Below are 12,886 nucleotides of genomic sequence, written 5' to 3'. Positions count from 1 at the left end.
CAAAACATTGATTGACGTCAAGACAGCCACCGCCCAGCATTGGCCCGCCTGAAAAATCCGCCGCTGGCCCCAGCCGCTGCGCCACCAGAACATCGACAAGGAGACATCCCCCATGCCCCGTACCCTTTCACGCAAGCAATTCCTGCGCGCGGCCGCGCTGCTTGGCGCCACGCTGCTGCCCCTGCCCCAGGCCTGGGCGGATGCCTATCCCACCCGGCCGGTCAAGCTGGTCGTGCCCTTCGCTCCTGGCGGCAATACCGATGTGCTGGCGCGCATGGTGGCGCAGGGCCTGTCCGAATCGCTGGGCCAGCCCGTGATCGTGGAAAACATCTCCGGCGCCAACGGCTCCATCGGCGCCAGCCGCGTGGCTTCGGCGGCCAATGATGGCTATACGCTGCTGTTCGGCACGGCCGGCACCCAGGCCATCAACCAGAGCCTGTACAAGAACCTCAGCGAGAAGAACCTGGGCGATTTCGAGTACGTGGCCCTGGTGACCACCATTCCCAATGTGCTGGTCGTCAACGAGACGCGCACGCCCGCCAGGACGGTGAAGGACCTGGTGGCACGCGCCGCCGCGCAAAAGACCGGCATGAGCTATGGCTCGCCGGGCAGCGGCTCCACGGTCCACCTGTCGGGCGAGCTGTTCAAGAGCGCCACCCAGCTGGACATGGTGCATGTGCCCTACAAGGGCAGCGCGCCGGCCCTGACCGACCTGCTGGGCGGCCAGATCGATTTCATCTTCGAGAACGTAACGCCCGCCCTGCCCTTCGTGCAGTCGGGCAAGCTCAAGGCCCTGGCAGTGACCTCCGAGCAGCGCCTGCCCGCCCTGCCCGATGTGCCGACCATGAAGGAAAGCGGCTACCCCACCTTCGTGACCGGCACCTGGAACGGCGTGCTGGCACCCAAGGGCACGCCGGCCGCCATCGTCAAGCGGCTGGAGGATGCCACGCTCAAGGTGGCGGGCCATGCCGACTTCAAGTCCAAGGTGACGGCACTGGGCGGCGAAGTGCGCCTGCTGGACTCCAAGGCCTTCCGCGAATTCACGCGGGCCGAGTACCAACGCTGGAATGCGATCGTGCAGACGGCGAAGCTGGAGCGGCAATAACGTCGGCTCCGGCCCCCGCCTCCGGCGCCCGCTGGCGGCGGGCCCAGAACGTCTCGTTCGCCCAGCGCGGCTCCAGCGCATAGTAGTGCTGGTGATGGCTGCGGTACGCGGCGCGTATCGACCGGATCCACGCATCCCAGGCAGGCAACGCATCGGCATCGCCCGCCAGGCTGCGGCGCACGGCCAGGGCGGCCTCGCTGCCCGTGACCAGGCTGTTGAGCAGACCCTGCGATGCCAGGGGATCGAAGGACAGGCCTGCATCGCCCACGGCCAGCCAATCCGGCCCGCTGGCTGCATCCAGCCATTGCTCGTGGGCGGCGGCCACCCGCAACGGCTCCAGCACCTGGCTGCCCACGCTGCGCGCGCCCACCAGGGCCGTGCGATCGGCCATGTCCAGCAGATCCGCCGTGCTGCGCAGGCGGCGGGCTTCGGGCAGGTCGATATCGGTCTGCCAGGCAATCACGCAACTGCCATCGGGCAGATCGGCGCTGTACCACCAGCCTTCGGCATCCGACTCGATCATGGTGGTGCCTGCATGCTCATGCGATGGCGGCTCCACCCAGGCGTGAAAACAGACCAGGCGGCCGTCGCGGCGGACCTCGGCACCCGCCTGCCGGGCCACCCGGGCCGCGCGGCCCGTGGCATCGACCACGATGCGGCAGGACAGCTCCAACGGGCCGTGCGCCGGGTCGCCCTGCGCCCTATCGATCAGGCAGCGCCAGCGCATGGGCGCGCCCGGTGGCTGGCGCTGCAGGCTGCGCAGCGTGGCGGGCACCAGGCAGGGCACGCCACGGCTGCGCGCAGCCTCCAGCAGCATGGCGTCGAAGCGCTTGCGGTCCAGGTGCCAGCCCGCGCCATGCGGGTCGAACAGTGCGTCCTGAAAGATGACCTCGGAGCTTCCCCACAGTGACCGCCGCGACCAGGCAGGACGGTGGCCCTGTGCCGCGAACGCATCCCACACGCCCAGGTCGGACAGAATCACCCGGGCCGCAGCGGGCAGGGTTTCGCCAATGGCCCGCCCAGCCTGCACGGCGCGTCCTACCAGCGCCACGCGGCAATGCCCTGCCAGCTGCGCGGCAACGGCCGCGCCCGCCGGTCCCGCGCCCACGACGAGCACATCCAGTTCATCCGGCAGCGGCGCGGTGGCCATGGCATGCGCAGACATAGACATGGCCGCCATTCAGCGCGGCAGCACCGGGCCGCGCTGCGTCAGGGCGCGCAGCTGCTCTTCGTTGTCTGCGTCGAAGGGCTCGATGCGGGGAGGCGCTTCCTGCCCGGCCGGTTGCACGGCAGTCTTGAGCATGTGCGACGGCGCCGGGGCGATGCGGTTTTCCACCTGCATCAACGGCGGGAAGTCCTTGTCGCCACGCGGGCCCGGCCGATTCTCGATGACGCCCATGTCACCGAAGTGGCTGATCATGCGGTTGATTTCGCTCTCATAGCCTCCCTCGCCCAGGGTGCGGAACCACGACTCGCGCCGGTTGAAGGCGGCGACACGCTGCTCGCGCGGCAGTTCGGTATCGATGACCTTTTCATAGGCCTCCTGCGTCAGCACCTGGTTGGGCACGCGGGCCGGCCAGAACGTGGGCAGGTAGGGGTCGTAGCGCGGGCCGTAGCCGGCGTAGTAGCCGCTGCGGCAGCTGGCGGTGTCGGTCTGCCAGGGAACGGCCATCCAGCGCGTGAGGTCACCGGCCACCTGTGCATACAGCGGCCCGCTCTCGGACAGCGCCACGGCGGGGGTGAGCCGCGAGCCGTAGAGCTGCAGCTCGGGCGGGTTCTCGGCCGCCTCGCGGATGCGAAATGGCGCCCGGTACATGCTGGCGTGGCGCATGGGCCAGGTGATCTCGCAACCCGGGTGAAAGGCATCGGCCAGGCAGTCGTCCATGGCGGCATGGTCGAGCATGGTGGGCTGCTCCTGCAGCGGCACATCGGACAGCTGGGCCGGGTACTTCTGTCCGGGCGTCCAGTCGGAGAGAAAGTGGCCTGCGGCCCACAGGTCCAGCATCCTCAGCTGCGTGGCCGTCAGCGCCGCATGCTGGCGCGGCGTGTCGGCCGGCGGCACGGCCATGGCGTCGCCATACAGCCAGGGCCAGGGCTGGGGAGATGCGCCATCACGGTCAAAACGGCGGAAGGCATTCGCAACCTGCTGGCGCAGCTCGGCCCAGGTCGTGCCCGGGCTGTTGAGCCTGGCGATCCACGCTTCGTCATCTGCACTGGCCGCCCCGCCCCAGCCGAACTGGGATGCAAAGCCCTTGTTCGCCCACTGCAGGCTGCTCTGGCGCTGGAGTATGGGCAGGATGTGCCGGCTGAAGGAGACGTGCAGCGGGAAGGCGGCCATGCCCGAGTGGATGTACACATCCTCCATCAGGTCCTTCATGGTGCGCACCGACTTCATCTGCGGGCCGTAGTTGGGCGGCGCAACCGTGACCCATGCCGCATCCACCGGCACGGAAACGCCGGCCACGACGACCTTCGCGCGCACCGGGCCGTCGGCCACATCGTCATGCCAGCCCTCGTTGTTCGCAAACGTGGTGGCCTTGGAGCCATCCACGGAGGCAGAGACGCCCCGGCCTCCCAGCACGAGAAGCTGGCCCGTCTTTTCAATGCGCAATTCGCCCAGATAAACCGGCTTGCCGCAGAAACTACCGCTATCGAATGCCACCGGGGCCGAGCCTTTGGCAATTCGGCGGGCTCCCGGTCGAATGGCCAGGCTTTTCCGGTCCTTCACCGTGGCATTGCGCAAAATCGTGGGATCGGCCGTTGCGGCTTCAGGCACGTCCAGCGCCAATTGGAATTGATACCAGGCGGCTTTGGTATTGGCCAGTTCGACTTCCCATTCGATTTCGTCCTGGTCGGCCGTGAGTTCACGCACCACCTCGCCCGCGGCGTTGTAGCCGTAGATGCGAAAGCGCGCAGCCTGGCGCTTGAGCGCGCCCTGCGCATCACGCAGGCTGCCCGGCGCCATGGGCGGCACATGCATCAGCTCGGGGCCGACATAGTACTCATCCGGGCTATTGCCAATACGCGCCACACCAATTCCCGGGTGTATGGCAGCACGCACAATGGTGGAGTCGATTCCCATTTGTCGCCCTTTCAGTTGCTGAGGCACTGATTGCAACAAATGGTATCAAAAATGCCGAGACAAAGTTAATTATCGGGAATCGACAATCCATAGCAGCGCGCAAATCGATTCATATGAACCCATTGGCGCAAAAGATGCCGAATCGCTATTGATAATGAATTGGCAAGATAAATACCGGTTCACAGCAGCACGATGTCGTACTGCTCCTGTGCCATGGCGGTCTCGGCCTGCAGCGAGATGGGTTTCTTGATGAAGTCGGACAGGCCGGCCAGGTGCTGGCTTTCCTCGTCCAGGAACATCTCGACCACCTTGGGCGAGGCCACGATGCGGAACTCGCGCGGGTTGAACTGGCGCGCCTCGCGCAGGATTTCTCGCAGCACCTCGTAGCAGACGCTGCGCACGGTCTTCACATGGCCCTTGCCCTGGCAGACCGGGCAGGATTCGCACAGCATGTGGGCCAGCGATTCGCGCGTGCGCTTGCGCGTCATCTCCACCAGGCCCAGCTGCGAGAAGCCACCCGCCATGGTCTTGACCCGGTCGCGCCCGAGCTGGCGCTTGAATTCGGACAGCACCTCGGCCTGGTGGTCGTCGCGCACCATGTCGATGAAATCCACGATGATGATGCCGCCCAGGTTGCGCAGGCGCAGCTGGCGCGCGATCTGGTGGGCGGCTTCCAGGTTGGTCTTGAAGATGGTGTCGTCGAAGTTGCGCGCGCCCACGTAGCCGCCGGTATTGACGTCCACCGTGGTCAGCGCCTCGGTCTGGTCCACGATCAGGTAGCCGCCCGACTTGAGGTCCACCCGCCGGCCCAGCGCGCGGGCGATTTCCTCGTCGATGGCGAACAGATCGAAGATGGGCCGCTCGCCGCGGTAATGCTGCAGCTTGGGCACGGCCGCCGGCATGTACTCCTGCCCGAAGGTCATGAGCAGGGCGAACTGCTCCTTGGAGTCGATGCGGATGCTCTGCGTGCCTTCGCCCACCAGATCGCGCAGCACGCGCTGCAGCAGGTTCAGGTCCTGGTGCAGCAGCGACATGGGCGGCAGGCGCACCGAGGCCTCCTTGATGCGGCTCCAGGTCTTGCGCAGGTAGCGGATGTCGTCGGCCAGCTCGGCGTCGCTGGAGTCCTCGCCATTGGTGCGCAGGATGAAGCCGCCGCCGCCGCCGGTCTCCTTGGTGCCGACCAGGCCCTGCAGCCGGGCGCGCAGCGCGTCGCGCTCGCCCTGCGGGATTTTCTGCGAGATGCCGATGTGGTCGTCCTGCGGCAGCAGCACCAGCAGGCGTCCCGCAATGCTGATCTGCGTGGACAGGCGCGCGCCCTTGGTGCCGATCGGATCCTTGATGACCTGCACCATGATGGTCTGGCCCTCGAAAACCTGCTTTTCGATGGGCACGACAGGCATGTCCTTGCGCGCGAACATGGGGGCCTCGCCCCCTTCCTGCCGCTGCCAGACATCGGCCACGTGCAGGAAGGCCGCGCGCTCCAGGCCGATGTCGATGAAGGCCGACTGCATGCCCGGCAGCACACGCGAGACCTTGCCCAGGTACACGTTGCCGACCAGGCCGCGCTCCAGCGGGCGCTCCATGTGCAGTTCCTGGACGGCGCCGTTCTCGATGATGGCCACGCGCGTTTCCTGTGGCGACCAATTGATCAGAATGTCTTGCTGCATGCTGTGCCTGTGGTGTGCTTTGTCGTTTGTATTTCTCGGCCGGAGCGGCCCGGCAGACATCTTGCCGTGCCGCGCGCTGCCGTCGGCCGTGCGCGCCTGCCTGCACGCCCCTCGGGGCCCAGGTCGGGGAGCTGGCCTACAGCGCCCAGCCCAGCTCGCGCAACAGCGCCGCCGTCTCGAACAGCGGCAGGCCCATGATGCCCGAGTAGCTGCCTTGCAGCCACTGCACATGGGCCGCCGCACGGCCCTGTATGCCATAGGCACCGGCCTTGCCCATGGGCTCGCCCGAGGCCACGTAGGCATCGATCTGCTGAGCGCTCATGGCAGCAAAGCGAACCCGGGAGACCGACAGCGCAGCCAGGCGCCGCGCGCCATGCTGTATGGCCACGGCCGTCAGCACCTCATGCTCTCGGCCGGCAAGCCCCGTCAGCATGCGGCGTGCATCGTCGGCATCGGCGGGCTTGCCCAGAATGCGGCCGTCGAGCGCCACCGTGGTGTCCGAGCAGAGCACGGGAGCGGCAGCCAGCGCACGGCGCGCGTGGCGGGCCACGGCAGCGTCGAGCTTGAGTGCGGTCACGCGCTGCACGTAGTCGCGCGCTGCCTCGCCGGCCAGCTCGGCTTCCATGGCCTCGGCATCTTCGGCGATGTCGCCATCCGCATTGGGCAGCAAAAGCTCATGGGCCACGCCCAGCTGCTCCAGCAGTTGGCGGCGGCGGGGGCTTTGGGAGGCTAGGTAGATGAAGGGCGGCATGATGAAAATGAGAAATGCCTTCAGCCCTTTGTATCAAAGCGCCGAAGGCTATCAAAATCATAGTATCACGAGATCTTCCGATCCGCATGACACCGCCGCTGCCGCTATTCCCGGTGGTAGGGATGGCCGGCGTTGACCGACCAGGCACGGTACAGCTGCTCGATAAGGAGCACCCGCACCATGGCATGCGGCAGGGTCAGGTCCGACAGGCGTATGCGCTCGTGTGCGGCCTGCCTGAAGGCGGGGTCCAGACCGTCCGGGCCTCCGATGATGAGGGCCACGTCATCGCCCTCCAGCTGCCAGCCCTGCAGGCGCTGGGCCAGGGCCTTGGTGGTCAGATTGGTGCCGCGCTCATCGAGCACCACGATGCGCGTGCCGCGCGGAATGGCGGCCTCGATGCGCTTGCGCTCGGCCGCGTACAGGGTCTCGACCGTCTTGGAGCCGCGTGGCTCCGTCTTGACGGCCTTGAGCTCCACCTTGAGTTCCGGAGGAAAACGCTTGGCATAGTCGTCGTAGGCTGTCTGCGCCCAGTCGGGCACATGCTGGCCCACGGCCACGATCAACAGCTTCATGCAGCGTCAGCCCTGAACCGCTCAGGCCTTGGCGCGGGGAGCGCGCTTGGCTGCCGGCTTGGCGGCAGGCTTGGCAGCGGCGCCAGCCTTGGCCTTGGCCTTGGCGGGGGCGCGGTTGACCACCACGGTCTTGATGGCCTTGGGCGCCGCCGTCTTGCCGGCCGGCGACTTGGCTGCGGCCGACTTCACAGCAGCCGACTTTGCGGCAGCCGGCTTTGCCGCTGCGGAACGGGGTGCAGCGGCCTTGGCAGGGGCCGCCTTCTTGGCAGCGGGCTTCTTGGCGGCGGCGGAGGCTGCGCCAGAAGCGGCCTTCTTGGCTGCAGGCTTGTCAGCGGTTGCCGCCGCCTTCTTGGTTGCAGCCTTCTTGGCCTTTTCTTCCGCCTTGTCGGTGGCAGCCGAGCGCGTGGGCTTGGGAGCGCCCAGCTTCAGGCGTACAGGCGTCTCGCCCCAGATCTCTTCCAGGCGGTAGTACTGGCGGATGGCCGGCTGCATGACATGGACCACGGCCTGGCCGCAGTCCACGATGATCCACTCGCCGTTTTCTTCGCCTTCCTGGCGCGGCACGGGGAAACCGGCCTGCTTGACGGCGTCGCGCACGCTGGAGGCCAGCGCCTTGGTCTGGCGGTTGGAGGTGCCCGCAGCCACGATCACGCGCTCGAACAGCGGCGAGAGCTTTTCGGTATTGAAGACCTGGATGTCTTGGGCCTTGACGTTTTCAAGGCCGTCAACAATGGCGCGTTGCAGCTTGGTCACGTCGCGCTTGGCTGCGGAATCCGATTTGGTGGAAGTGGTCATCAGGCGGTGATCAATGGAATAGGAATGGGATCAATATAGCGCGAGCGCCGTGCGGCCCGTAGAGGGCTGGGCTGTAGCGGCGCTCCAAAATGCATGGAGTTCGCCCACAGATCGCCGGAAGATTTCGCGCCGAAGAAAGTGGAGAACGCAGCCAACGCTGCGCCTCAAGCTATTGAAATTATAGTTTTGCCGCCTATTCCCTTGCACGCGCGGATTTCGCCACGCCGCTCGGGATGGCGGCTCTCGGGCTCAAAGCCAGTCGCGGGGCACCAGGAATTGCTCCAGCAAAGCGCGCTCGGGGGTGCCGGGCGCGTCCTCGCGCTGGTAGCTCCAGCTCGCATGCGGTGGCATGGACAGCAAGATGGACTCCGTACGCCCGCCGGACTGCAGGCCGAAGTGCGTGCCCCGGTCCCAGACCAGGTTGAACTCCACATAGCGGCCGCGGCGGTAGCGCTGGAAATCGACCTGCTGCTGCCCGTAGTCCATGGCCTGGCGGCGCTCGACGATGGGAAGGTAGGACTCCAGAAAGGCATCGCCCACCGAACGCAGCATGTCGAAACTGCGCGCCTGGCCCAGTTCCGAGAAGTCGTCGAAGAAGATGCCGCCGATGCCGCGCTGCTCGTTGCGGTGCTTCAGGCGGAAGTACTCGTCGCACCAGGTCTTGAAGCGCGGGTAGAGCGTGTCGCCAAAAGGCGCCAGCGCATCGCGGCAGACGCGGTGAAAGTGCTGTGCATCTTCCTCGAAGCCGTAGACCGGCGTCAGGTCCATGCCGCCGCCGAACCAGCAGGTGGGTTCGTTGCCCGGCTGCCCTGCCGCACCTGAGCCGGCTGCAATCATTCGCACATTCATGTGCACCGTAGGCACAAAAGGATTGCGCGGATGGAAGACCAGGGACACGCCCATGGCCTCGAACGGCGCACCGGCCAGCTCAGGCCGGTGCTGCGTGGCCGAGGGCGGCAGCTGCGGCCCGCGCACATGCGAGAAGCCGCAGCCCGCGCGCTCGAACACGCGGCCGCCTTCCATGATGCGGGTGATGCCATCGCCCTGCAGGCGCTCGCCGGGGCCCTTGCTCCAGGCGTCGGACAGAAAGCGTGCACCGCCCTCGCCTTCCACCTGTTCCAGCGCCTGCGTGATGCGGGCCTGCAGGCCCGTCAGGTACTCGCGCACCAGGGCCACGGGCAGCGCCTGCCCGGTCGATTGCTCTGCCATGGACTCAGTTCTTCACGGCACGGAAGCCGATGTCGCGGCGGTACTGGGCACCATCGAAATGGATGCCACGCGCCACGTCATAGACCTTTTGCTGGGCCTGCTTGACGCTGTCGGCCAGCACGGTGACGCACAGTACGCGGCCACCGCTGGTGACGGGCACACCGTCCTTGAGCTGGGTGCCGGCATGGAAGACCATGGCATCGGCGGCGTCCTGCGGCAGCCCGCTGATGGCATCGCCCTTGCGCGGGTCCTCGGGGTAGCCTGCTGCGGCCATGACCACGCCCAGCGCCGTGCGGCGGTCCCATTGCAGCTCGACCTGGTCGAGCTTGGCATCGGTGGCCGCCAGCATGACGTCCACCAGATCGCTCTTGAGACGCATCATGATGGGCTGGGTCTCGGGGTCGCCCATGCGGCAGTTGAACTCCAGCGTCTTGGGATGGCCGGATGCATCGATCATCAGGCCCGCATACAGGAAGCCGGTGTAGGGAATGCCGTCCTTTTCCATGCCGCGGATGGTCGGCAGGATGATCTCGCGCATGGCGCGGGCATGCACGTCGGCCGTGACCACGGGCGCGGGCGAGTAGGCGCCCATGCCGCCCGTGTTCGGGCCCTGGTCGCCGTCCTTCAGGCGCTTGTGGTCCTGGCTGGTCGCCAGGGCCAGGACGTTCTTGCCGTCGCACAGCACGATGAAGCTGGCTTCCTCGCCGGCGAGGAATTCCTCGATCACCACGCGGGCACCGCCGTCGTTGTGGGCCACGCCGTACTTGTTGTCCACGAGCATGAAGTCCACGGCGTCGTGGGCTTCCTGCAGCGTGGTCGCAACGACCACGCCCTTGCCTGCGGCCAGGCCGTCGGCCTTGACCACGATGGGCGCACCCAGGCGATCCACATAGGCGTGGGCAGCAACCGGGTCGGTGAAAGTCTCGTAGAGCGCCGTGGGGATGCCGTGGCGCGCCATGAAGTCCTTGGAAAACGCCTTGGAGCTTTCCAGCTGTGCAGCCGCCTTGGAGGGGCCGAAGATGCGCAGGCCATGGGCACGGAACTCATCGACCACGCCGGCCGCCAGCGGAGCCTCGGGGCCGACCACGGTCAGCGTGACCTTCTCGGCCTGCGCCCACTCGCGCAGCGCCTGCGGGTCGGTGATGTTGAGGTTCTCCACCTTGCCGCCGGCCAGGCCCGTGCCACCGTTGCCGGGGGCCACATAGACCTTGGTCGATTTCGGCGATTCAGCCAGTTTCCACGCCAGGGCGTGCTCGCGGCCTCCGCCACCAATCACAAGAATTTTCATAGTTCAGCGTTGTGGTAGACGTCCTGTACGTCATCCAGGTCTTCGATCATGTCCAGCAGCTTTTGCATGCGGGCTGCGTCATCGCCTTGCAGGGCGATGGTGTTTTCCGGGCGCATGGTGACTTCAGCCACCTCCGGCGTCAGGCCCTTGGCCTGCAGCGCGTCGCGCACGGTTTCGAACTCGGCGGGTGCGGTCAGCACCTCGATGGCCCCCTCATCATCGGTGATCACGTCCTCGGCACCGGCCTCCAGCGCCACTTCCATGATCTGGTCCTCGTCGCTTCCGGGAGCAAAGATCAGTTGTCCGACATGCTTGAACTGGAAGGACACGGAACCCTCCGTGCCCATGTTGCCACCGTACTTGCTGAAGGCATGACGCACATCCGCCACAGTGCGCACGCGATTGTCGGTCATGGTGTCCACGATGATCGCCGCGCCGCCAATGCCGTAGCCTTCGTAGCGGATTTCCTCGTAGGTCACGCCTTCGAGATTGCCCGTGGCCTTGTCGATGTTGCGCTTGATGTTGTCGGCCGGCATGTTGGCCGCCTTGGCCTTTTCCACCGCCAGGCGCAGGCGCGGGTTGGCGCTGAGATCGCCCCCTCCCGTGCGTGCCGCCACCATGATTTCACGGATGATGCGAGTCCAGACCTTGCCGCGCTTTTCGTCCTGGCGGCCTTTGCGGTGCTGGATATTGGCCCATTTACTGTGTCCTGCCACAGGCTGTCCTTTGATATTGATTTAACCTTGCGGCTGGGATTTTACTTTTGACCGCATGCTCCCCCGAGGAAACCCGAAATGGCCGCTCCACTTCTGATCGCCCGCCACTCTGCCACAGAATGCCTGCTGCTGCCCGCACTGGCCAATCGACATGGCCTGATCACCGGCGCCACGGGCACCGGAAAGACCGTGACGCTGCAGAAAATGGCGGAAGGCTTCTCCGAAATCGGCGTGCCGGTGTTCATGGCCGACATCAAGGGCGACCTGTCGGGCATCAGCCAAAGCGGCAGCACCGGCGCCAAGATGGCGGCTTCGCTGCAGGAGCGCGGCATCGAGATTCCCCAGCCCCTGGCCTGCCCCACCACGCTGTGGGACGTGTTCGGCGAGCTGGGCCATCCGGTGCGCGCCACGGTTTCGGACATGGGGCCGCTGCTGATCGGGCGCATGCTGGCCCTGAACGACACGCAGATGGGCGTGCTCAACCTGGTCTTCAAGATTGCCGACGACAACGGACTGCTGCTGCTGGACCTCAAGGACCTGCGGTCCATGCTCCAGCACGTGGGCGACAACGCCAAGCAGTTCACCACCGAGTACGGCAACATCAGTGCCGCCAGCGTGGGGGCCATACAGCGCGGGCTGGTGGCCATCGAGTCGCAGGGCGGCGACAAGTTCTTTGGCGAGCCCATGCTCGACATCAACGACCTGATGCAGACCGATGCGGGCGGCAAGGGCGTGGTCAACATCCTGGCGGCCGAGAAGCTGATGAATTCGCCGCGCCTGTACTCCACCTTCCTGCTGTGGATGCTGTCCGAGCTGTTCGAGCGCCTGCCCGAGATCGGCGACTCCGACAAGCCCAAGCTGGTCTTCTTCTTCGACGAGGCCCACCTGCTGTTCAACGATGCGCCCAAGGTGCTGCTCGAACGCATCGAGCTGGTGGTGCGCCTGGTGCGCTCCAAGGGCGTGGGCGTGTATTTCGTCACGCAAAACCCGATGGACGTGCCCGACACCGTGCTGGCCCAGCTGGGCAATCGCGTGCAGCACGCGCTGCGCGCCTTCACGCCGCGCGACCAGAAGGCCGTCAAGGCCACGGCCACCACGATGCGGCCCAAGCCGGGGCTGGACATCGAGGCCGCCATCACGGAGCTGGCCGTGGGCGAGGCCCTGGTGAGCTTCCTCGATGAAAAGGGCCGCCCCGGCATCACCGAACGCGCCTATGTCATTCCACCGGGCAGCCAGATCGGTCCGATCAGCGAGGAGCAGCGCAAGGTCTTGCTGGCGCAATCGCTGGTGGCAGGTGTCTATGAAAAGGCGGTGGACCGCGAATCGGCCTACGAAGTGCTGCGCGGACGCACGGCAGCATCCGGCGACGGGGCCTCGCCGGCAGGCCCTGCCGGAGCCGCACCCGCCGCCAGCGAAGGCGGCGGCGCCATGATGGACGGGCTCAAGGACCTGCTGTTCGGCACCACAGGCCCGCGCGGAGGCAAGCACGACGGCCTGGTTCAGACCATGGCCAAGTCCACCATGCGCACCATGGGCAATTCGCTGGGCAAGGAAATCCTGCGCGGCGTGCTCGGCGGCATCCTGGGCAACAAGAAGCGCTGAAGCGCTGGCGCACCGGCACTGCGCCGCATCAAACACCATAGCACCCAGCCGTTGCCATGCAACGGCTGGCGCATTTCGGGGCGCTGAAAGCCTGCGCAT

The 12,886-nt window shown here is 66.4% G+C and carries 11 protein-coding genes; 2 read left to right on the top strand and 9 right to left on the bottom strand.

Going from position 1 to position 12,886, the window contains the following annotated elements; translation table 11 throughout:
- Positions 1 to 112: 112 nt before the first annotated feature.
- Positions 113 to 1,105, top strand: coding sequence for a Bug family tripartite tricarboxylate transporter substrate binding protein (locus AC5I49_RS03335; protein WP_495788833.1), 993 nt, complete (start codon positions 113 to 115; stop codon positions 1,103 to 1,105).
- On the opposite strand, the gene AC5I49_RS03330 is transcribed toward AC5I49_RS03335, so the two are convergent.
- The 9 genes from AC5I49_RS03330 to AC5I49_RS03290 form a co-directional block, all read right to left on the bottom strand.
- Complete coding sequence (locus AC5I49_RS03330; RefSeq protein ID WP_495788832.1) at positions 1,041 to 2,276, bottom strand: NAD(P)/FAD-dependent oxidoreductase; 1,236 nt, start codon at positions 2,274 to 2,276, stop codon at positions 1,041 to 1,043. The genes AC5I49_RS03335 and AC5I49_RS03330 overlap by 65 nt on opposite strands.
- A 9-nt stretch (positions 2,277 to 2,285) precedes the next feature.
- Positions 2,286 to 4,187, bottom strand: a complete 1,902-nt coding sequence (locus AC5I49_RS03325) for a LodA/GoxA family CTQ-dependent oxidase (protein WP_495788831.1) — start codon at positions 4,185 to 4,187, stop codon at positions 2,286 to 2,288.
- Positions 4,188 to 4,366: 179 nt separating this feature from the next.
- Positions 4,367 to 5,854: a ribonuclease G gene (gene rng, locus AC5I49_RS03320; RefSeq protein ID WP_016453532.1), complete on the bottom strand. Its 1,488-nt coding sequence runs from the start codon at positions 5,852 to 5,854 to the stop codon at positions 4,367 to 4,369.
- Between the two features lie 136 nt (positions 5,855 to 5,990).
- A complete protein-coding gene (locus AC5I49_RS03315; protein ID WP_047218151.1) occupies positions 5,991 to 6,605 on the bottom strand; it encodes a Maf family protein in 615 nt (204 codons plus the stop codon).
- Positions 6,606 to 6,709: 104 nt separating this feature from the next.
- On the bottom strand, positions 6,710 to 7,177 hold the full coding sequence (gene rlmH / locus AC5I49_RS03310; RefSeq protein ID WP_012205361.1) for a 23S rRNA (pseudouridine(1915)-N(3))-methyltransferase RlmH: 468 nt from the start codon (positions 7,175 to 7,177) through the stop codon (positions 6,710 to 6,712).
- 21 nt (positions 7,178 to 7,198) lie between these two features.
- Positions 7,199 to 7,972, bottom strand: coding sequence for a ribosome silencing factor (gene rsfS / locus AC5I49_RS03305; protein ID WP_495788830.1), 774 nt, complete (start codon positions 7,970 to 7,972; stop codon positions 7,199 to 7,201).
- A 249-nt stretch (positions 7,973 to 8,221) separates the two neighbouring features.
- On the bottom strand, positions 8,222 to 9,181 hold the full coding sequence (gene hemF / locus AC5I49_RS03300; protein WP_047218154.1) for an oxygen-dependent coproporphyrinogen oxidase: 960 nt from the start codon (positions 9,179 to 9,181) through the stop codon (positions 8,222 to 8,224).
- Between the two features lie 4 nt (positions 9,182 to 9,185).
- Positions 9,186 to 10,469: a phosphoribosylamine--glycine ligase gene (gene purD, locus AC5I49_RS03295; protein ID WP_016453535.1), complete on the bottom strand. Its 1,284-nt coding sequence runs from the start codon at positions 10,467 to 10,469 to the stop codon at positions 9,186 to 9,188.
- Positions 10,466 to 11,185, bottom strand: a complete 720-nt coding sequence (locus AC5I49_RS03290) for a YebC/PmpR family DNA-binding transcriptional regulator (RefSeq protein WP_012205357.1) — start codon at positions 11,183 to 11,185, stop codon at positions 10,466 to 10,468. The genes purD and AC5I49_RS03290 overlap by 4 nt, the downstream gene beginning before the upstream one ends.
- 78 nt (positions 11,186 to 11,263) lie before the next feature.
- Here AC5I49_RS03290 and AC5I49_RS03285 point away from each other — a divergent pair, with 78 nt between their 5' ends.
- Positions 11,264 to 12,787 carry a helicase HerA-like domain-containing protein gene (locus AC5I49_RS03285; protein WP_495788829.1) on the top strand — a complete coding sequence of 508 codons (1,524 nt, stop codon included), beginning with the start codon at positions 11,264 to 11,266 and terminating at the stop codon, positions 12,785 to 12,787.
- Positions 12,788 to 12,886 lie beyond the last annotated feature (99 nt).

The organism is Delftia sp., assembly GCF_059499305.1.
Note: the sequence above shows the minus strand (reverse complement) of the source record. Positions and strands in the feature narration are given on the sequence as shown.

Coding starts and splice junctions, on each gene's coding strand:
- AC5I49_RS03335 (WP_495788833.1), top strand. CDS start 113: ATGCCCCGTACCCTTTCACGCAAGCAATTCCTGCGCGCGGCCGCGCTG.
- AC5I49_RS03330 (WP_495788832.1), bottom strand. CDS start 2,276: ATGTCTATGTCTGCGCATGCCATGGCCACCGCGCCGCTGCCGGATGAA.
- AC5I49_RS03325 (WP_495788831.1), bottom strand. CDS start 4,187: ATGGGAATCGACTCCACCATTGTGCGTGCTGCCATACACCCGGGAATT.
- rng (WP_016453532.1), bottom strand. CDS start 5,854: ATGCAGCAAGACATTCTGATCAATTGGTCGCCACAGGAAACGCGCGTG.
- AC5I49_RS03315 (WP_047218151.1), bottom strand. CDS start 6,605: ATGCCGCCCTTCATCTACCTAGCCTCCCAAAGCCCCCGCCGCCGCCAA.
- rlmH (WP_012205361.1), bottom strand. CDS start 7,177: ATGAAGCTGTTGATCGTGGCCGTGGGCCAGCATGTGCCCGACTGGGCG.
- rsfS (WP_495788830.1), bottom strand. CDS start 7,972: ATGACCACTTCCACCAAATCGGATTCCGCAGCCAAGCGCGACGTGACC.
- hemF (WP_047218154.1), bottom strand. CDS start 9,181: ATGGCAGAGCAATCGACCGGGCAGGCGCTGCCCGTGGCCCTGGTGCGC.
- purD (WP_016453535.1), bottom strand. CDS start 10,469: ATGAAAATTCTTGTGATTGGTGGCGGAGGCCGCGAGCACGCCCTGGCG.
- AC5I49_RS03285 (WP_495788829.1), top strand. CDS start 11,264: ATGGCCGCTCCACTTCTGATCGCCCGCCACTCTGCCACAGAATGCCTG.